Origin of the sequence: Achromobacter sp. NPDC058515, assembly GCF_042721735.1 — a bacterium.
Lineage (GTDB): Bacteria > Pseudomonadota > Gammaproteobacteria > Burkholderiales > Burkholderiaceae_B > Achromobacter.
The window spans coordinates 14,330-34,277 of sequence record NZ_JBHXNI010000012.1 but is presented as its reverse complement, the minus strand read 5'-3'; the positions used below and the strand labels follow the sequence as shown (position 1 = coordinate 34,277).

Genomic DNA, 19,948 nt, shown 5'->3' with positions numbered 1-19,948 from the left:
CGAAACGGCGTCAATGCGCCTCTGCGGACGTGGCCAGTTGCGTATCGGCGACATGCGCGCGCAGCCGGGCGCGCACCGCATCTAGCGTGGCGGCGTCCTGCCCGCGCTTGGGGATGATCACGCCCTGCAGGGTGCCAAGAATGACGTACAGGTGCTCGGGGGTTTCCTCGACCCGCCGCACATCGGCCCAGTCCATGCGCCCGGAGGCGGTGGCGGTGGCGTCCGAAATGCCGTCGGGTCCGAAATCCAGCTGGTGCCTGCCCAGGTACAGCGTGTCGGGCTGCCTGGCCAGCATGCGCCGCGTGTTCATTTTCACGAGCGCGGGCAGCACGTATTCATAGGCCAGCGCCAGCACGGCCAGGATGCCCAGGCCCACCGCCAGCCCCTCGAAGTACACCGGCAGCAGGCGGCCCCAATCCGGCCCCTTGCCGTCCCAGGTCTGCCAGACCAGGTAGGCCAGCAAGGCCACGATCATCAGGACCGCGAAGCGCAGGTGGGACCGGTAGCGGCGGCGGCGCAGCTCCGGCCGCTTGTACACGTAGGCGGCGAAGTTCGCGTAGTCGTCGGCCGTCAGGTCGACGGTCATGCTTGCTTGCCCGGGCGCGGATGGCGTCATCAGATATCCAGCTCCGCCAGGTTGCCCTTCTCTTCGATCCAGGCGCGGCGCTGCGAGGATTCGCCCTTGCCCATCAGCATGTCGAACATGCGGGTGGTGTCGGCCGGGGTCTGGTCGCCATAGCCCACGGGCAGCAAGCGGCGCGTGTCCGGGTTCATGGTGGTCTCCCACAGCTGCTCGGGGTTCATTTCGCCCAGGCCCTTGAACCGGCTGACGGCCCAGGCGCCTTCGCGCACGCCTTCCTTGCGCAGCTTGTCCTGCGCGGCCTCGAGCTCGCCCTCGTCCAGGCAATAGATCTTGCGGGCCGGGCGCTTGCCCTGGGCCGGCACGTCCAGGCGGAACAGCGGCGGCTTGGCCACGTAGACGTTTCCTGCCTCGACCAGCTTGGGGAAATGCTTGTAGAACAGCGTCAGCAGCAGCACCTGGATGTGCGATCCGTCGACGTCCGCGTCGGACAGGATGCAGATACGGCCGTAGCGCAGGCCCGACAGGTCCGGCGTATCGCCGGGGCCGTGGGGATCCACGCCGATGGCAACCGAGATGTCATGGATTTCGTTGTTGGCGAAGAGCCGGTCGCGATCCACTTCCCAGGAGTTCAGCACCTTGCCGCGCAGCGGCAGGATGGCCTGGAATTCCTTATCGCGGCCCATCTTGGCGGAGCCGCCGGCCGAGTCGCCCTCGACCAGGAATACTTCGGTGCGGGAGGCGTCGCTGGATTCGCAGTCGGTCAGCTTGCCGGGCAGCACGGCCACGCCGGAACTCTTGCGCTTTTCGACCTTCTGGGCCGAACGCTGGCGCGCCTGCGCCTGGCGTATGGCCAGCTCGGCCAGCTTCTTGCCGTACTCGACGTTGCTGTGCAGCCACAGGTCCAGCGCGCTCTTGGCAAAGCCGCCCACCAGGCGCACCGCGTCGCGGCTGTTCAGCCGTTCCTTGATCTGGCCCTGGAATTGCGGATCCAGCACCTTGGCCGACAGCACGAAGCTGGCGCGGGCGAACACGTCTTCGGGCAGCAGCTTCACGCCCTTGGGCAAGAGGCTGTGCAGTTCGGCAAAGCCCTTGACCGCGCCGAACAGGCCTTCGCGCAGGCCGGACTCATGCGTGCCGCCGGCCGGCGTGGGAATCAGGTTGACGTAGGACTCGCGCACCGCGTTGCCGTCTTCCGTCCATGCCACCACCCATTGCGCGCCCTCGCCTTCGGCGAAGTTTTCGTGGTCGGCGCCGGCGTACTGCTGGCCCTCGAAGAACGGCACCATCAGCTCGGCACCGGCCAGGGCCTCGGACAGATAGCCGCGCAAGCCGTCCTCGTACTGCCAGGTCTTGGTGTCCCCGGTTTTTTCGTTGACGAGCGACACCTTCACGCCGGGCAGCAATACCGCCTTGCTGCGCATCAGGTGGGTCAGCTCGCCCAACGGAATATTGGGGCTATCGAAATATTTGGGGTCTGGCCAGACGCGCACGCGCGTGCCGGACTTCTTGCGGCCGCCCTGGTCATAGGGCGCCAGGGGCTCGGCAACGTCGCCGCCCTTGAAAACCAGACGGTTTACCGCGCCATCGCGCCACACCACGACTTCCAGCCGGGTGGACAGGGCATTGGTGACGGATACGCCAACGCCGTGCAGGCCGCCGGAAAAGGCATAGGCGCCGCCGCCGGCCTTGTCGAACTTGCCGCCCGCGTGCAGGCGCGTGAACACCAGTTCCACGACGGGCGCGTGCTCTTCGGGATGCAGGCCGACGGGAATGCCCCGCCCGTCGTCCTCGACGGACACGCTGCCGTCGAGGTGCAGCGTGACCTGGATCTGTTTGCCGTAGCCGGCCAGGGCCTCGTCTGCGGCGTTATCAATGACCTCCTGCACGACGTGCAGGGGGTTTTCGGTGCGGGTGTACATGCCCGGGCGCTGGCGCACGGGCTCCAGTCCCTTCAGGACGCGAATGGACGCCTCGGTGTAACGTGGAGTGGCCAAGTTATCCCCAACATCTGTGGAAAAAAACCGACATTTTACGGATAAGCCTAGATTCTGCGCGGCTCCGGGTGGGATGCGCACGACCTGACCAGCTCCGAATTCGGTAGGATGATGACAGTCACAGCCAGCGCGCCCGGGTCTGACGACCCGGATCACGACGACTGCGCCGCAACATCCTACACAAATCCTGCAAACCCTGTTGTTATTAACAGTGGTATGCCTGTTGTTATTGACAGTGGTATGCTTTAGTCCATTCCACAAACAAGAACAACGGCAAGGCGCGTCTTTCACGCGCCTTTTGCTGCCGAACCGAGAATCACCATCATGAGCGACCAAATCAAGAACGTCAGTGACGCGAGCTTCGATGCCGATGTGTTGAAATCCGGCCAGCCGGTGCTGGTGGACTACTGGGCTGCCTGGTGTGGCCCCTGCAAGATGATTGCCCCGATCCTGGAAGAAGTCGCCACCGAGTACGCGGGTCGCCTGACGATCGCGAAGCTGAACGTGGACGAAAACCAAGGCACCGCCACCAAATATGGCATCCGCGGCATTCCTACCCTTATGCTCTTTAAAGACGGCCAAGCCGCCGCGACCAAAGTTGGCGCGCTGTCGAAGTCGCAACTTACTGCATTCCTGGACGGCGCGTTGTAAACTGCGTGCTGTGAACGAAGGCGCCGCCCTGGAGGCGGCGCTCATTCAGTACCGCGCGAGCCCGTCCGTGGCGCGCCGCCAGAGTCCTCCTTCACTTTTCCCCCAAAACTCACCGCGATGCACCTCAACGAACTGAAGGCGCTGCACGTCTCGCAGCTGCTCGAAATGGCCGCTGGCCTGGAAATCGAGAACGCCAACCGCCTGCGCAAGCAGGAATTGATGTTCGCCATCATGAAACGGCGCGCCAAGCAAGGCGAGCAGATCTTTGGCGACGGCGTCCTGGAAGTCCTGCCGGATGGCTTCGGTTTCCTGCGCTCCCCCGAGACCTCGTATCTGGCCAGCACGGACGACATCTACATCTCGCCCTCGCAGATCCGCCGCTTCAACCTGCACACCGGCGACTCGATCGAAGGCGAAGTGCGCACGCCGAAGGATGGCGAGCGCTATTTCGCCCTGGTGAAGGTGGACAAGGTCAACGGCGTGGCGCCCGAAGCGATCAAGCATCGCATCATGTTCGAGAACCTGACGCCGCTGCACCCGAACCGGACCATGCGTCTGGAACGCGACATCAAGAGCGAAGAAAACCTCACGGGCCGCATTCTTGATGTCTTCGCCCCCATCGGCATGGGCCAGCGCGGCCTGATCGTCGCCAGCCCCAAGTCCGGCAAGACGGTGATGATGCAGCACATTGCGCACGCCATCACCACGAACTACCCGGATGCGGTCATGATCGTCCTGCTGGTCGACGAACGCCCCGAGGAAGTGACCGAAATGCAGCGCACGGTGCGCGGCGAAGTGGTGGCGTCGACCTTCGACGAACCCGCAACCCGTCACGTGCAAGTGGCCGAAATGGTCATCGAAAAGGCCAAGCGCCTGGTCGAAATGAAGAAGGACGTCGTGATCCTGCTGGACTCGATCACCCGTCTGGCCCGCGCCTACAACACCGTCGTGCCGGCCTCCGGCAAGGTGCTGACCGGCGGCGTGGACGCCAACGCCCTGCAACGCCCCAAGCGCTTCTTCGGCGCGGCCCGCAACCTGGAAGAAGGCGGTTCGCTGACCATCCTGGGCACCGCGCTGATCGAAACCGGCAGCCGCATGGACGAAGTCATCTATGAAGAATTCAAGGGCACGGGCAACTCCGAAGTCCACCTTGAGCGCCGCCTGGCCGAAAAGCGCGTCTACCCGTCCATCAACCTGAACAAGTCGGGCACCCGCCGCGAAGAGCTGCTGATCGCCCCCGACCTGCTCCAGAAGGTCTGGGTCCTGCGCAAGTTCATCCACGACATGGACGAGGTCCAATCCATGGAATTCATCCTGGACAAGATGCGCGCCACCAAGACCAATGCCGAATTCTTCGACATGATGAAGAAGAAGTAAGACTGGTCTTGCGCCCCCAAAAAAACGCCCCACGGGGCGTTTTTTTTGGGGAGCGATCAGTGCTCGATGAACTCGGGCATGCGGCGCGGCATCAGGTCGGCGGGCCTGGGCGTCTGCTTGTCCGGCGCCCTGCCAGAGCCATCGATCGGTTCGATGCGCGGGTCGTCCAGGCTGCCCGTCACGGAATACTCCATGGTCATCGCGCGCGCCAGCGGCTGCTTCAGCAGCCACTGCGTGACGAACGCGCCCAGGCCGATCAGCGGATTGACCGCAAGCGCGGTCACCATCGCCGCGCCGCTGGCGTCCAGGTTGGGGATGACCACCGCCTTCATGTCCCAGCGCTCTTTGATGAGGTCCACGCCCCCGGCCAGCACAATCGCGGCGACCGGCCCGTTGATCTTGTAGCCCTCGGTGGTCAGCATCCCGCCTGCCGCCTTGACCTGCCCGCGGATGGTGTCGAACGGAAAGCCGTCGCGCAGCAGGTTCGTCGGATTCACGTCCAGCCGCGCCAGGCGCTGCAGCGATTGCAGCGACAGCAGCTCCAGCAGGCGGGCGGTGCGCGAGTTCACATGCATGAAGCGGCCGTTGTCCAGGCTGATGACCACATCGCCCACGATGTCCGCGATGTTATGGGTCCAGGGCAGGTTGCGCCAGGTTGCCTTGCCTTGGGCCGTGCCCTTGCCTCCCGACACCACTTGCTCGAAACCGATCCGGTTCAGGAAATCGCCGACATTCTCGAACTTGACGGCGGCGTCGACGGTCAGGCCCCGGCCCGGACCCTCCAGCCGCCAATTGCCGGTGGCGTTCAGCGTGGCGGAGTCGTTGGCGATGGACAGCTTGTCCAGGCGCCATTGCCGGCCGCGCTCCAGATTCGTGCCGATCACCTGCAGCGCGCCCAGGTTCTTGCCGTACAGAAGGAATTCCTGGGCCTGCAGGTCGATTGCCGGGATGTCCGACAGGTCATTGCCGGACGCCAGGGCCTTGTCCGCCTCATTGGTGTCGTCCTCGCCGGCAAGCGACAGGTGCTTGAGGCGGGCGGTGATCTGTCCGGCGATCGCGCCGGAAGCCTCGCGCCATTCCAGCGTGCCGGTCGCCTGCCGGGATTGCAGTTCCACGCGCCATTGCGCCGGGCCAGGACGGGTGGCGTAAAGCGTCAGATCGTTCAGGGTGTAGCCGCTGGCGCGCAGGACGCCGGCCGCCAGGCTGACGCGCTCGGGCTGCGGCAGGACCGGCTTGGACGCGGACTTGCCCTTGCCCGCCGGCGCATCGAAGCCGTCGGCGACGGCTTCCCAGCCATCGATGTCCAGCTCCGGCAGGCTGGCGTTCACGCTCAGCCCTCGTTCGGGCAGGCTGGCGGGCCGGCCGACGCCGAGCGCGCCTCGCGCAAAGTACGACGGCGCGGAATCGGCGGGATTTCGTTCAAAAATCGCATTCACGCTTTCACCCAGGCTGGCCGTCAGCCAGCGCCGGTTCTTCGCGCCACGGTCTTGCGCCGATGCCCATTGGAGCTTGAGCAGCTGGGACGCCTGGGCCTGCTTGCCGGCCGGCGCGGGCATGTCGATCGCCATGCCGACCAGATCGGACTCGACGGAAACATCGACCGAACCGCCCTTCTGATAGCCCAGCCGGCCCTTGTACGCGGCCTTGCCGGCAAAGCGGGACATGGATGGCGCATGGCTCAATTGCGACAGGCCCGATCCCGCCAGCGTGCCCTCAAAGCGCAACACGTCCGAGCTTCGCGCCAGGGCGCCGAAGATCTTGACGGGTCCGCCGAGGAACTGCGCACGGATTTCCCGGGTCTGCACGCCCTTCTCGGAGAACTCGAGATCGCCGTGCATCTGGCTGAGCAGCGGCATCTCCGGCATGAACGTAAAGCTGTTATCCGCGAAGAGGATGTGGCCTTGCACCTGCGTATCGTCGGTGTTGAGCAGCGGCACCTTCAGTTTGAGCGGCACGCGCCAGTCGCCCGTGCCGCGCGCCTCGTCGAGCGCGCCGTCCAGCAGCTCGCCCAGCGGAGAGTTCGCAGCCAGGGCCAGATAGGCCGGAACCGGCCCCGAGGTCTCGCCCGAGAGCAGCAGTTCCGAATCATGCTCCATGTTGGGAATGGTGGCGGTCACGGCGCCCAGGGTGATGGTCTGCCCCGCCCCCGTGTGCGCGACGGCGCCGCCCGCGCTGTCCAGCGCCAGGCTCACCTTGTCGATGCGAAAGTCGCCCGACAGGTTCTCCAGCATTGGCCAGCCCTTGCTGTGCGGCCGGGCGGGCGCATAGTCGACTTTGGCGCCGGCGTAGGCGCCCGCGACGACGAACTCGCCGGCAACGCCCGGCTCGCCGAAGGGAAAGTCATCCAGGTCGCCCTTGAGCGTGATGGAGGCCGAACGCAACTCGCCAGCGGGCAAGCCGGTGGCCAGCCATTCGCGGGCGTCGGCGTTGACCTCCAGCGGCAGATAGCGATGGATGGCCGGCATGGCCCCGCGCGCCATCGTGCCTTGCAGATCCACGCTGCCCGCCGCCGTCTTGCCTTCCCGCTGCCATTGCCCTTGCAGGCGCACGTCCAGATCGTCGTTGACCACATGCAGCTGAGCCACGTCCACGAACCAGTTCTTCGCATCGGGGCCCTTGACCTGCGCGTCCAGCTCGATCTCGCTGGCCGCAAGCGTAGGCTCTTCGAATACGCCCGGCAGCGTCACGCGCAACTGCTGCACCGCCCCCTTGACCGCCAGGTCCGCCGCGCCGTCGCTGCGCGCAAGCGGCAAGCCTTCGGCCTGCACGAAATCTCCCGGCAGGCCCGAGATGCGGAACTGGGCCGCGCCGCCGCGCACCGCGGGTCCGTCCGGGGCGGCGGCCCAATCCACGCCGCGCACCGCCACGTCGGCCGTCAGTTGAGAAAACTTGCCGCGTTCCAACTCCCACCAGGCCCGGCCCGCGACCCGCCCGGCAATCGGAGGCGCGTCGACCCACGGCGACCAGGCCAGCGGTTCCAGGTCATCGACTTCCGCATAGACCTGCCCGCTCCAGTTCGAGGGATTCTTCGCCTCCGCGGCGAACAGGCTGCGGTTGAACTCTCCGCGCAGCTCCACCTTGCGGGCGAGCGCCTCGCCAGCCGAAGCCCGCAGCACGAACCGGTGCGACAGGCTGCCGTTGCGCGCCAGGAAATCGACGTTGTCCAGCCGCAGTTCGGGCGCCTGGCGCAGCTCGTCCTGCCAGCGGATCGTGGCGCCGCGGACCAGCAGCTCGCGCTGCGTCGCCAGCCAGCGCAATGCCGGGTGATTCAGGTCGGATTCGTGGTCGCTGGCGTTCAGGTCTATGTCCTGCCCGGCAATCCACAGATGGTTGGCGGCGTCCCGCCGCAGCGTCAGTTCGGGCTTTTCGACCCGCAGGCGCACCAGCGTGGGCGACAAGGCAAGAATGCTGCGCCAGGCCAGCACGGCGGATACCGAGGGCAAGGTCAGCACGGGGGCAGCCTCGTCGTCGTAGACTTGGACGGCGGCAAGATCTAGCCTGGGATTGAGCCCTTGCCAATTGGCGCGGATCGCGCCGATCGTAACTCGGGCGCCCAACGCCTGGCTGGCGTAGGCTTCAATCTGAGGGCGCCATTGGTCCACACGCGGGAGAACCCAGTAGCGCACGCCCAGAAACCCGATGGCGACGACGCCATATACGATCAGCGCGGCCCAGAACAGGCAGCGGAGCACTTTTTTCGGAACAGACACGGATCAGTGGGCAGGAGAATATGTCTTGCGGTATCGTCCCCACTTATACCTGAAACGCGTCCATTCGTCTGCCGCCCTTTCGCCATGTCCAATCCGTCCCCGCTTGCCCCCGCTCTCGCCTGGTCCGGCCATCTGCGCCGCCGCCTGGATGCCCATCCGGATCTCGCCGCCTGGCTGGCGCAGGCTGTGCTCCAGCCGGTCACGCCCGCCTTGATGGCCCAATGGCAATCCGAGCTGGCGGGCCCCGCCGCGCCCGACATCCTGCCGGTGGACGCCTGCCGCATGGTGCTGCGCAAATTGCGCGAGCGCGTCTTCAGCGTGCTCATCGTGCGCGACCTGACCGGCCAGGCGGACCTTGAAGAAGTGGTCGGCGCCATGACCACATTGGCCGACATCGCGGTGGCCGCCGCCTATCGCAGCGTGGCCGCGGACCTGGCGGCCGTTCATGGCGTGCCGCGCGACCCCGCGACGGGCAAGCCGCAGGAAATGCTGATCGTGGGCATGGGCAAGCTGGGCGGCTGCGAACTGAACGTGTCCTCCGACATCGACCTGATCATGCTGTACGGCGAGGAAGGCGAAACCGACGGCCCGCGCCGCATCAGCCACCACGAGTTCTACGGCCGGCTGACGCGCCGGATGATGCCTGTATTGTCCGAGGTGGACGCCAATGGCCAGGTTTTCCGGACCGACCTGCGCCTGCGTCCCGACGGCGACTCCGGCCCGCTGGCCTGGAGCCTCGACGCGCTGGAGCATTACCTGATCGGCCAGGGCCGCGAATGGGAACGCTATGCCTGGCTCAAGGCGCGGCTGATGCCCGCGCAGGCGTTCGCGGACAGCGACAGCGCCGCCCAGGCCAGGCAGCTGGAAAGCCTGCGCGTGCCGTTTGTCTATCGCAAGTATTTCGACTTCGATGCGCTGGCCGCGCTGCGCGCCCTGCGCGAACGCATCCGCCAGGACTGGCAGCGGCGCGCAATGGCGCGCAACGGCATCGACAGCGCGAACAACATCAAGCTGGGCGATGGCGGCATCCGCGAGATCGAATTCGTGGTGCAGCTTGCCCAGCTCATCCGCGGCGGCCGCATGCCCGCGCTGCAAAAGCGCGGCCTGCTGGAAGCGCTGCATGCGGAGCGCCTGGCGGGCCTGGTGCCCGAAGAAGACGCGCGGCGCCTGGAAGAGGCCTACCGTTTCCTGCGCCGCACCGAGCATGCCCTGCAGTACCGCGAAGACGAGCAGACTCACCTGCTCCCTGGCGATCCGGCGCTGCGCGCGGCCCTGGCCGCGGCGCTGGGCATGAGCGCCGAAGACTTCGAACGCACGCTGGCCGAACACCGCGCATTCGTCTCGCAGACTTTCCGCAACGCGTTCCGCATGGTGGGCATGGGCGAGGAAGAGCAGGCCCCCGCGGCGCAGGCTGCCGACGCCGCCTCCGAAGAGGACGGAACCGACAGCGAAAGCGAACTGACCGCCCAGATCCGGCAGGCGTTTGGCGACGAGGCGCAGGATCTGGTGCGCCGGGCCGAAACCCTGATGGGCAGCCACCGCGTGCGCAGCCTGCCCGAAAGCAGTCGCCGGCGCATGGAGACCCTGCTGCCCGCCGCCCTGCGCGCCGCCCGGCAGACCCCGGCGCCGCTGGAAGCCGCCGTCCGCCTGTTCGACCTGATCGAAAAGATCGCGCAGCGCAGCGCCTACCTGGCGCTGCTGGCCGAGTATCCGGACACGCTGGCCCGCGTTGCGCGCATGGTTGCCGCCAGCCCCTGGGCCGCGCAGTACCTGACACAGCATCCCCTGCTGCTCGACAGCCTGATCGACTGGCGCACCCTCTTCCAGCCCCTGGACTTCACCCAGATCGCCCGGCAACTGACGGCGGACCTGGACGCCTGCCGCCTGCCCGACGGCGACCCGGACATCGAACGCCAGATGAACCTGATGCGCGATGTGCAGCGTCAGGCCAGCTTCCAGCTGTTGGCGCAGGATCTGGAGGGCGAGCTCACGGTCGAAAAGCTGGCGGACCAGTTGTCGGCGCTGGCCGACCTGCTGCTGACCGAGACCATCCGCCGCGCCTGGCCGCTGGTGAACAAGGTCGAGGGCGCCGTGCCGCGCTTTGCCGTCATCGCCTACGGCAAGCTGGGCGGCAAGGAACTGGGCTACGCCTCGGACCTGGACCTGGTCTTCGTGTTCGACGACCCGCGCGAGGACGCCGCCGAGGTCTACGCCAAGCTGGGCCGGCGCATGACGTCCTGGCTGTCGACCATGACATCTTCGGGACGGCTGTACGAAGTAGACCTGCGCCTGCGGCCGGATGGCGACGCGGGGCTGCTCGCCGTGTCCATGGAGGCCTTCGAGCAATACCAGCACAAGCATGCCTGGGCCTGGGAACACCAGGCGCTGACCCGCGCGCGCCATGCCGCCGGAGACGCCGAAGCGGGCGCGCGTTTCGAGAAGATCCGCGAGGACATCCTGGTGCTCCCGCGCGATGCGGGCGCGCTGCGCGTGGAAGTCCTGGCGATGCGCGAGAAAATCAACGCCGGCCACCCCAACACCACCGACAGGTTCGACCTGAAGCATGACCGCGGCGGCATGGTCGACGTGGAATTCGTCACGCAGTATCTGGTGCTTTGCCACGCCGGCACGCATCCGCTGTTGGTGCGCAACCTGGGCAATATCACGCTGTTGCGCCTGGCGGGCGAAGCCGGGCTGATTCCGCCGGACCTGGCCTCGCGCGCGGGCGACGCCTACCGCACGCTGCGCCGGGTCCAGCACCAGTTGCGCATGCAAGGCGTGGAAAAAGCCCGGGTCGCGCCCGAGCAGCTGCAGGCCGAGCGGGCCGCCGTGCGGGAGCTCTGGGCCACCGTGCTGGGCTGACGGGCGGGCCGCCCCCGCCCCCTTAAGCCAACTCGTCGTAAAATAAGGGGTTTTCCGCCTTCTTGTCTGCAAGCCATGTCCGAACTCGTGCGCCCCAAACTCGACCTGCCCGCCGGCCGCCGCAAGGTGCTGATGCACTCGTGCTGCGCGCCCTGTTCCGGAGAAGTCATGGAAGCCATGACGGCCTCGGGGATCGACTACGCGATCTACTTCTACAACCCGAACATCCATCCGGTCAAAGAGTACGAGATCCGCAAGCAGGAGAACATCCGCTTCGCCGAGCAGCACGGCATCGAGTTCATCGACGCCGACTACGACATGGACAACTGGTTCGACCGCGTCAAGGGCATGGAAAACGCGCCCGAGCGCGGCGAGCGCTGCACGGCCTGTTTCGACATGCGCTTCGAGCGCACCGCGCTCTACGCCCATGAGCATGGCTTTGACACCATCACCAGTTCGCTCGGCATTTCGCGCTGGAAGGACATGAACCAGATCAACGGCTGCGGCGAACGCGCCGCGGCCCGCTACGACGACCTGGTCTACTGGACCTACAACTGGCGCAAGGGCGGCGGCTCCGCCCGCATGATCGAAATCAGCAAGCGCGAGAATTTCTACCAGCAGGAATATTGCGGCTGCGTCTATTCGCTGCGCGACACCAACCGCCACCGCCGCTCGCAAGGCCGCGAGCGCATCCACATCGGCGTCAAGTTCTACGGCAAGGAAGACCTGATCAACGAGGAACAGCTCTGATCAGGGGGTGACCCGCCGGGACCGCGGCGCCACCAGGGGCCGCGATCCCAAGCACTTATCAGTCCAGCATCAGCACCGTGGCGCCGGTGGTCTTGCGCGAGGCCAGCGCGGTCTGCGCTTCGCCCGCTTGCTCCAGCGCGTAGCGCTGGTCGATGCGAACCTTGATCTTCTTCTTCAGAACCAGGTCGAACAGTTCTTCGGAAGCGGCCTGCAGCTTTTCCAGCGTGTTCACGTGAACGCCCAGCGACGGGCGCGTGACGTACAGGCTGCCCTTCTGGTTCAGCGTGGCCAGGTTGACGCCGGCCACCGGACCGGACGCATTGCCGAAGCTGACCATCAGGCCGCGCGGCTCGATGCAGTCCAGCGACGTTTCCCAGGTGTCCTTACCCACGCCGTCATACACCACCGGCACCTTCTTGCCGCCGGTCAGCTCCAGCACGCGCTCGGCCACGTTTTCACGCGAGTAGTCGATGGTTTCCCACGCGCCGCTGGCGCGCGCCAGCTCGGCCTTTTCGGGGCTGGAGACCGTGCCGATCAGCTTCACGCCCAGGGCCTTGGCCCATTGGCATGCGATCAGGCCCACGCCGCCGGCAGCGGCGTGGAACAGGATGGTCTCGCCGCCCTGCAGGCGATAGGTCTGGCGGAACAGGTACTGCACCGTCAGGCCCTTGAGCATCAGCGCGGCGGCCTCGTCAAAGCCGATGCCCTTGGGCACCTTCACGACCTGGGCGGCGGGCACGTTGCGCGCCTTGGCGTAGGCGCCAATGGGGCTCTGGCCGTAGGCGACGCGGTCGCCCTTCTTGAGGTGCTTGACGTCGGCGCCCACGGCGGTCACCACGCCGGCCCCTTCGAAGCCCAGGCCGTGAGGCAGCGGATGCGGATACAAGCCCGTGCGGAAATAGATATCGATGAAGTTCAGACCAGCGGCGTGCTGCTCGATCGTGACTTCGTTGGCGGCCGGCGGAGGCACTTCCACCTCAACCAGCTTCAGGACTTCGGGACCACCGTGCTGCTCGATACGAATTGCCTTGACGAGATTGCTGGCCATGCTGGCCTCCTTTCATTGGAAATAATGCGACACACCGAGAAAACCAAACCGGACTTCAACGCGGGGGCTGCGGATCGTCCTGCACGGCGGGCGTCCGCCTGCCGGCGCCGCCTCCCATCAGGGCGAACACCCCCGCCAGCACCAGCGCCGTTCCCGCCAGCTGCCATACCGTGATGGGCTCGTTCAGGAACCATGCAGCCAGAAACAGCACCGACACCGGGCCCACCATGCCCAGCAGCGACGCGGTCGGCGCGCCGATCAGCGACACCGCCCACATCAGCATGAACACCGGCACCACCGTATTCAGGGTGGCGTGAATCACGGAAAATCCGTAGACCCCGGCGGGCTGGATCAGCATCGACGGAGGATGCACGACGAAAAACTGGATGATGCAGGCCACGCAGGACACCAGCATGGCATAGGCCACCAGGCGCGTCGGGCCGACCCGCTTGATCAGTTCCCCGGAACAGATCAGGTACACAGAATAGCTCGCCGCGGAACCGAAAACGAACAAAGACCCTAACAGCACCTCGCCGCCGCCGCCAAAGGACAGGTCATGGGCAAACACCAGCACCACGCCGGCGTAAGACAGCACCATGGCCATCCATTGCCTGCGTTCGATCGGGCGCTTGAACCAGAACGCCGACAGCAGCACGACAAGCGACGGCGACAGGAACAGGATCAGGCGTTCCAGGCTGGCGGTGATGTAGCGCAGCCCCAGGAAGTCCAGGAAACTCGACAGGTAATAGCCCAGCAAGCCCAGCAGGCACACCTGCAGGCGCTCCTTCGGCGTCATGACGACGATCTCGCCGCGCGCCGCCCGGCGCGACTGGCGCCAGGCCACCACCGCGAAGAACGGCATGGCGAACAGCATGCGGAAGGCGATAAGGGTGACCGCGTCGATGCCGTAGCGGTAGGTGAACTTGACGACGATGGCCTTGGCGGAAAAGAGGATCGCGCCAAGCACCGCCATGGCGATTCCGGCGGCGCGGCCGGAAGGCAGCGAGGCCAGCTTAAGCTTGGCAATACGATTCATGCGATGATTTTAAGTTGCGCGCAAAAATAATTGCACGCCTTCCTCACGCTTTTTGGCCTTATCCCCCCACGCATGACCCGACACCGCGCCCTGACTTATATCCATATTGCCGCCGTGCTATTCGGCCTGACCGGCGTTTTCGGGGAGTTGATCCAGGCCAGCGCCGCGGTCATCACCCTGGGGCGGGCCGTCTTCGCGGTCATCTCGCTGGGGATCTTTGCCCGCATGCGCCGCAAGCCGCTGCTCGGCGCCCTGACGCCCGCGCAGCTGTTCGTCCTTGTGATCGCCGGCGTGCTGCTGGCGGGACACTGGGTCACCTTCTTCATCTCGGTGAAGGTGGGCGGCATCGCCATCGCGACGCTGGGTTTCGCCAGCTTCCCGGCCTTCATCACCCTGTTTGAAGGCCTGATCTTCCGCGAACGCGTCCGGCTGGCCGAGTGGCTGCTGCTTGGCCTGGTGACCGCGGGCCTGGTGCTGGTCACGCCCTCGTTCGATCTGGCCGACCAGGGCACCATCGGCCTGGCCTGGGGCTTGCTGTCCGGGCTGAGCTTCGCGCTGCTTGCGCTGAGCAACCGGCGTTCGGCGTCGGGCATGGACCCGATGCAGGTGGCGTGCTGGCAGAACCTGGTGGTGGCGCTGGTGATGGTGCCCTTCGCGGTCGGCCAGCTGCCCGCGCTGCCCGCCCTGGACTGGTTCTGGCTGGCGCTGCTGGGGGTCTTCTGCACCGGCTTGTCCCACTACCTCTTCGTTTCCAGCCTGACCCGGCTGAACGCGCGCAGCGCCGGGCTGGTGATCGCCCTAGAGCCGGTCTATGCCATCGCCTTCGCCTGGGTGCTGTTCAGCCAGCAGCCCACCGCGCGCATGATGGCCGGCGCGGCCCTGATCGTGGCCGCCATCGTCTGGTCCGGCTTGCGCAAGCAGGCGCCGGCGGCGGCTGCTGCCACGGAGCCGGAGCCTCCCACGAAGAATCAGCCTTGACAATAACTGACTAGGCAGTAAAATTCGGCGCATGAATGCCGCGCCTCCCCCGTCCGCACCCGATACCCCCGACACGCCCATCCACTATCGCAACGACACCCGTTGCATGGCGGAAGACAATGCCGGCTACCTGATCAAGCTGGTCTATCACTCCCTTACCCGGATGCTGGACCAGGAAATGGCCCCGCTGGACCTCACCGCCATGCAATGGCGCCCCCTGGCCATGGTCTTCCTGGGCCGCGCCGACACGCCGGCCGAGCTGGCGCGGCTCAACGCCATGGACACCGGCGCCATGACCCGCGCGCTGGATCGCCTGGAAGCAAAGGGACTGCTGCGCCGCAACCGCAGCCAGGAAGACCGCCGCGTGGTCAAGATCGAACTCACCGAGCTGGGCGAGGCCAAGGCCCGCGATATCCCGGCCAATATCGCCCGTTCGCTCAATCACCACCTTCGCGGCTTCTCCACGGACGAGGTGGCCCAGCTCATGCATTTCCTGCGCCGAATGATCGCCAACGGCTCCGCGTCCGGCACGCCCCCCGAACGCTGACCGCGCTGACGACGCAGGCCCCTGCTCCTCGCGGAGCCGGGGTTTTATTTGGCATAATAGTTGCCTAGGCAAATACAGATTAATCAACTACTTTCAGCAAACAGTCAGGATGAAACGCCTTCTTTCTACCGTATTGGTGCTGGCCCTGAGCGGTTGCGCACTGATGGACTCCGGGCCTCAGCCCGTGGCGGCGCTGGACGCCGACAAGCTGGGACTGACCGGCCAGGCCGCCGCCTGGCCCGCCACGCAATGGTGGGAACGCTACGGCGACCCGCAGCTGAACGCGCTGATGGCTGAAGCGCTGGCCAACAGCCCGTCGATGAGCGCCGCGCAAGCGCGCCTCGCCAAAGCCAACGCCGCCGTCAGCACCGCCCGCGCCCCGCTCTTGCCGCGCGTGGACGCGAACTATGCGCTGACCCGCGAGCATCTGTCCAAGGATTACGTCTACCCCGCGCCCATGGGCGGTTCCGTCGTCAGCGACAACCGGCTGGCGCTGGACTTCAGCTATGAGCTGGACTTCTGGGGCAAGAACCGCTCGCGCCTGCAATCCGCCGTATCGCAGCAGGAAGCCGCCGCCGCGGATGCGCAGGCGGCCCGCAACATGCTGGCCAGCGCCACCGTTCGCGCCTACCTGAACCTGCAGAATGCCTTTGCGCAGCGCGATGTGCTGAACCGCGTGCTGGCGCAGCGGGCCGAGGTGCTGTCGCTGACCCAGGGCCGCTATTCGGCCGGGCTGGACACCCAGGTCGAGGTCAAGCAGGCGGAATCGTCGCTTGCCGCGGGCAAGGTGGAATTGACCCAGACCGAGACCACGCTGGCGCAACTGCGCAACCAGGTCGCCGCGCTGGCCGGCGCCGGCCCGCAGCGCGGGCAAGAGCTGGGCCCCGTGGCGCTGACCGCCCCCGCCAGCGGCGTGCCCGCCAGCATCCCGCTGGATCTGCTGGGACACCGCCCCGACGTCGCGGCCGCCCGCTGGCGCGCCGAGGCTGCCCGGCATGCCATCGACAGCGCGAAGGCCGAGTTCTATCCCAACGTGAACCTGGCCGCGTTTGTCGGCTTCCAGGCGATGGGCACCGGCAATTTGCTGGGCGCGGACGCCCGCATGGCCGGCATCGGCCCCGCAGTCACGCTGCCCATCTTCCATGGCGGCGAACTCAACGCCAACCTGGCGGGCCGCCGCGCCGACGCGGACCTTGCGGTGTCCGACTACAACCAGACCGTGCTGGACGCCGTGCATCAGGTTGCCGACGCGCTCGATGGCCTGCGCCTGCTGGACCAGGAAAAGGCGCAGCAGCGCCAGGCCCGCGAAGCCATCGAGGCGGCCTATGACCTGGCCGTCAACCGCTACAAGGCCGGCATGGGCAACTACATCACCGTGCTGATCGCGCAAACCGGCGTGCTGACCCAGGCCCGCCTGGACACCGACCTGCGCATCCGCGCCTATCAGCTCGACGCCAACCTGGCCACGTCCCTGGGCGGCGGTTACGCCCCTTCGGCCGAGCCCGTCCCGAACCCCATTCATTGAACGATCCCCGGATCCAGACGTCATGAACGCTGCCACTGCCTCGACCAATCCCGCCCGTAAACGCCTGCTGCTCACGGCGACCGGGGTCTTCATCGTTGTCGCCATCGCCTACGGCATCTGGTGGACGCTGTTCGGCGCCCACTTCGAAAGCACCGACGACGCTTACGTGCACGGCAACCTGGTGCAGATCACGCCGCAGGTGCCCGGCACCGTCGTGGCCATCGAAGCCGACGATACCGAAACCATCGCCGCCGGCCAGCCGCTGGTGCGCCTGGATCCGGCCGATACCGACGTGGCCCTGCAGCAGGCAGAGGCCAAGCTGGCGCAAATGGTGCGCCAGGTGCGGACCTATTACGTGCAGAACGATGCGTTGGCCGCCGACGTCGACCTGCGCAACGCCGACATTCTGCGCGCACAGGCAGAGCTGACCCGCGCCCAAAGCGACGTCAACCGCCGCCAGCAGCTGGCCAAGTCCGGCGGCGTCAGCGGCGAAGAGATCCTGCACGCCGAAGCGGCCCTGAAGTCCGCTCAATCCGGCCTGGCGCAAGCGAAAGCGGCCCTGGCCGCCTCGCGGGCCAAGCTGGCGACCAACCAGGCGCTGACCCAGGGCACCTCGGTTGCCGAACACCCGGACGTGCGCCAGGCCGCCGCCGGCCTGCGCAACGCATGGCTTGCGCAGTCGCGCACCGTGCTGCCCGCCCCCGTCGGCGGCGTCATCGCGCGCCGCAGCGTGCAGGTGGGCCAGCGCGTGGCCCCCGGGACCGCCCTGATGACCGTGGTTCCGCTGGATCAGGTGTGGGTCGAGGCCAACTTCAAGGAAGGCCAGCTGCGCAAGATGCGCATCGGCCAGCCGGTCAAGATGGTGGCCGACCTGTACGGCAGCTCCGTGACCTACCACGGCGCCGTCGCCGGCCTGGACGCCGGCACGGGCAGCGCCTTCGCGCTGCTGCCGGCCCAGAACGCCACCGGCAACTGGATCAAGGTGGTGCAGCGCGTGCCCGTGCGCATCATGCTGGACCCCGAAGACCTGAAGGCGCACCCGCTGCGCGTGGGCCTCTCCATGGACGTGGAAGTCGACGTGGGCAAGCAGGAAGGCGAGCCGCTGACCCAGGCCGCGCGCAAGGAACCCGCTTGGTCGACGCGCGCTTTCGAGCCCGCGCACGATGAAGTCGACACCATGATCAGCAAGATCATCCAGGCCAACCTCGCATCATGAGCGCGACCGCCCAGCCCGTGGGCGCAGGCGCGCCCGCCGAAGCCGCCCGCCCGCCGGGCGCTTACCCGCCGCTGGAAGGCGCCACCCGAATCATCGGGTCGATCGCACTGTCCACGGCGGTGTTCATGAACGTGCTGGACACCTCGATCGCGAACGTGTCCATCCCCACCATTTCCGGCGACCTGGGCGTCAGTTCCAGCCAGGGCACCTGGGTCATCACCTCTTTCGCCGTCGCCAACGCCATCACGGTGCCGCTGACCGGCTGGCTTACGCAGCGCTTCGGGCAGGTGCGCCTGTTCCTGATCTCCACGTTGCTGTTCGTGCTGGCTTCCTGGCTGTGCGGCTTCTCGCCGTCCCTGGAGGCGCTGATCGCCTTTCGCGTCCTGCAAGGGGCGGTGGCGGGCCCCATGATCCCGCTGTCGCAGACGCTGATGCTGGCCAGCTTTCCGAAATCCAAGGCGGGCATGGCGCTGGCGGTCTGGTCCATGACCACGCTGGTGGCGCCGGTCGCCGGGCCGCTGCTGGGCGGCTGGATCTCGGACAACTACACGTGGCCGTGGATCTTCTACATCAACGTGCCGGTCGGCCTGCTGGCCGCCTGGATCAGCTGGCGCATCTACGGCAACCGCGAATCGGTGACGCGCAAGCTGCCCATCGACAAGCTCGGGCTGGTGCTGCTCGTGGTCTGGGTGGGCGCCCTGCAGATCATGCTGGACAAGGGCAAGGAACTGGACTGGTTCGCCAGCCCCACCATCATTGCCCTGGCGGCGACGGCCTTCGTGGCGTTCGTCTTCTTCCTGATCTGGGAACTGACCGACGCGCATCCGGTGGTCGACCTACGCCTGTTCAAGATCCGCAACTTCACGGTCGGCGCGCTGACGCTGGCGGTGGCCTATGGCGTCTTCTTCGGCAACGTCGTGCTGCTGCCGCTATGGCTGCAAAGCAACATGGGCTATACCGCGACCTACGCGGGCCTGGTGACCGCCCCCGTCGGCCTGCTGGCCATCCTGCTGACGCCCATCGTGGGCAAGATGCTGGCCACGCGCGACCCGCGGCAGATCGTGACGGTGGCCTTCCTGATCTTTGCGCTGGTGTGCTTCATGCGCTCGGGCTTCAACACCCAGACGGACGTGCGCACGCTGATGATTCCCACCATCATCCAGGGCGCGGCGATGGCGGCGTTCTTCGTGCCGCTGACGTCGATCACGCTGTCCAGCATCGAGCCGTGGCGGATTCCGGCGGCCTCGGGCCTGTCCAACTTCCTGCGGCTGACCGCGGGCGCGTTCGGCACGTCGATCGCCACGACGCTGTGGGAAAACCGCGCCACCATGCACCATTCGCAACTGACCGAGGTTGCCAAGCCCGGCCAGCAGGCGTTCGACCAGACCATGGGCGCCTTGCAGAACGGCTTGGGCGTGTCGCACCAGCAGGCCCTGAGCATGGTGGACGGGCTGATCAACGCGCAGGCCTTCACCATGTCCGCGGTGGACGTGTTCTACGCCTCGGCGGTCATCTTCCTGATGCTGACGGGACTGGTCTGGTTCGCGCGGCCTCGTTCGGCCAAGGCGGGCGGCGGCGGCGCGGCGGAAGCGGCGGCAGGCGCGCATTAACACGCCCTCCTGCTTCAACAAAAAAGGGCGCCGTGAACATTCACAGGCGCCCTTTTTTCGC

14 protein-coding genes are annotated in these 19,948 nt (G+C 66.6%); 9 read left to right on the top strand and 5 right to left on the bottom strand.

Features of this window, described 5'->3' with window-relative positions; all coding sequences use genetic code 11:
* Positions 1-10 precede the first annotated feature (10 nt).
* Both ACFWP0_RS20150 and parE read right to left on the bottom strand, forming a co-directional pair.
* The gene (locus tag ACFWP0_RS20150) at positions 11-616 is read right to left on the bottom strand and encodes a YcxB family protein (protein ID WP_377844998.1); all 606 of its coding nucleotides are present in this window, start codon (positions 614-616) and stop codon (positions 11-13) included.
* On the bottom strand, positions 616-2,577 hold the full coding sequence (gene parE / locus ACFWP0_RS20145) for a DNA topoisomerase IV subunit B (RefSeq protein WP_377844996.1): 1,962 nt from the start codon (positions 2,575-2,577) through the stop codon (positions 616-618). Before parE ends, ACFWP0_RS20150 begins: the two co-directional genes overlap by 1 nt.
* Positions 2,578-2,901: 324 nt before the next feature.
* Between parE and trxA the strand changes: the two genes are divergently transcribed.
* The gene (trxA, locus tag ACFWP0_RS20140) at positions 2,902-3,228 is read left to right on the top strand and encodes a thioredoxin TrxA (RefSeq protein ID WP_006218534.1); all 327 of its coding nucleotides are present in this window, start codon (positions 2,902-2,904) and stop codon (positions 3,226-3,228) included.
* A gap of 117 nt (positions 3,229-3,345) precedes the next feature.
* Positions 3,346-4,605, top strand: a complete 1,260-nt coding sequence (gene rho, locus ACFWP0_RS20135; protein ID WP_006218533.1) for a transcription termination factor Rho — start codon at positions 3,346-3,348, stop codon at positions 4,603-4,605.
* Between the two features lie 56 nt (positions 4,606-4,661).
* On the opposite strand, the gene ACFWP0_RS20130 is transcribed toward rho, so the two are convergent.
* Entirely contained in the window at positions 4,662-8,297 is a 3,636-nt protein-coding gene (locus ACFWP0_RS20130) for a YhdP family protein (protein WP_377844994.1), read from the bottom strand.
* 102 nt (positions 8,298-8,399) lie between these two features.
* On the opposite strand from ACFWP0_RS20130, the gene glnE reads away from it, so the two are divergent.
* Both glnE and ACFWP0_RS20120 read left to right on the top strand, forming a co-directional pair.
* Positions 8,400-11,177, top strand: a complete 2,778-nt coding sequence (gene glnE, locus ACFWP0_RS20125) for a bifunctional [glutamate--ammonia ligase]-adenylyl-L-tyrosine phosphorylase/[glutamate--ammonia-ligase] adenylyltransferase (protein WP_377844992.1) — start codon at positions 8,400-8,402, stop codon at positions 11,175-11,177.
* A gap of 75 nt (positions 11,178-11,252) precedes the next feature.
* A complete protein-coding gene (locus ACFWP0_RS20120) occupies positions 11,253-11,927 on the top strand; it encodes an epoxyqueuosine reductase QueH (RefSeq protein ID WP_377844990.1) in 675 nt (224 codons plus the stop codon).
* Between the two features lie 58 nt (positions 11,928-11,985).
* On the opposite strand, the gene ACFWP0_RS20115 is transcribed toward ACFWP0_RS20120, so the two are convergent.
* Positions 11,986-12,975 (bottom strand): quinone oxidoreductase family protein, encoded by a 990-nt coding sequence (locus tag ACFWP0_RS20115; protein WP_377844988.1) that lies wholly within the window; start codon positions 12,973-12,975, stop codon positions 11,986-11,988.
* Between the two features lie 55 nt (positions 12,976-13,030).
* Positions 13,031-14,011, bottom strand: a complete 981-nt coding sequence (locus ACFWP0_RS20110) for a DMT family transporter (RefSeq protein ID WP_377844986.1) — start codon at positions 14,009-14,011, stop codon at positions 13,031-13,033.
* A 72-nt stretch (positions 14,012-14,083) separates the two neighbouring features.
* On the opposite strand from ACFWP0_RS20110, the gene ACFWP0_RS20105 reads away from it, so the two are divergent.
* The 5 genes from ACFWP0_RS20105 to ACFWP0_RS20085 all read left to right on the top strand — a co-directional run bounded on the left by ACFWP0_RS20105 (position 14,084) and on the right by ACFWP0_RS20085 (position 19,887).
* Complete coding sequence (locus ACFWP0_RS20105) at positions 14,084-14,989, top strand: DMT family transporter (RefSeq protein ID WP_377844985.1); 906 nt, start codon at positions 14,084-14,086, stop codon at positions 14,987-14,989.
* A 31-nt stretch (positions 14,990-15,020) separates the two neighbouring features.
* Entirely contained in the window at positions 15,021-15,536 is a 516-nt protein-coding gene (locus ACFWP0_RS20100; RefSeq protein WP_377844983.1) for a MarR family winged helix-turn-helix transcriptional regulator, read from the top strand.
* Between the two features lie 109 nt (positions 15,537-15,645).
* On the top strand, positions 15,646-17,061 hold the full coding sequence (locus tag ACFWP0_RS20095; RefSeq protein WP_377844982.1) for an efflux transporter outer membrane subunit: 1,416 nt from the start codon (positions 15,646-15,648) through the stop codon (positions 17,059-17,061).
* 22 nt (positions 17,062-17,083) lie between these two features.
* Positions 17,084-18,277: an efflux RND transporter periplasmic adaptor subunit gene (locus ACFWP0_RS20090; RefSeq protein WP_377844980.1), complete on the top strand. Its 1,194-nt coding sequence runs from the start codon at positions 17,084-17,086 to the stop codon at positions 18,275-18,277.
* A complete protein-coding gene (locus ACFWP0_RS20085) occupies positions 18,274-19,887 on the top strand; it encodes a DHA2 family efflux MFS transporter permease subunit (RefSeq protein WP_377844979.1) in 1,614 nt (537 codons plus the stop codon). Before ACFWP0_RS20090 ends, ACFWP0_RS20085 begins: the two co-directional genes overlap by 4 nt.
* The last annotated feature ends 61 nt before the right edge of the window (positions 19,888-19,948 follow it).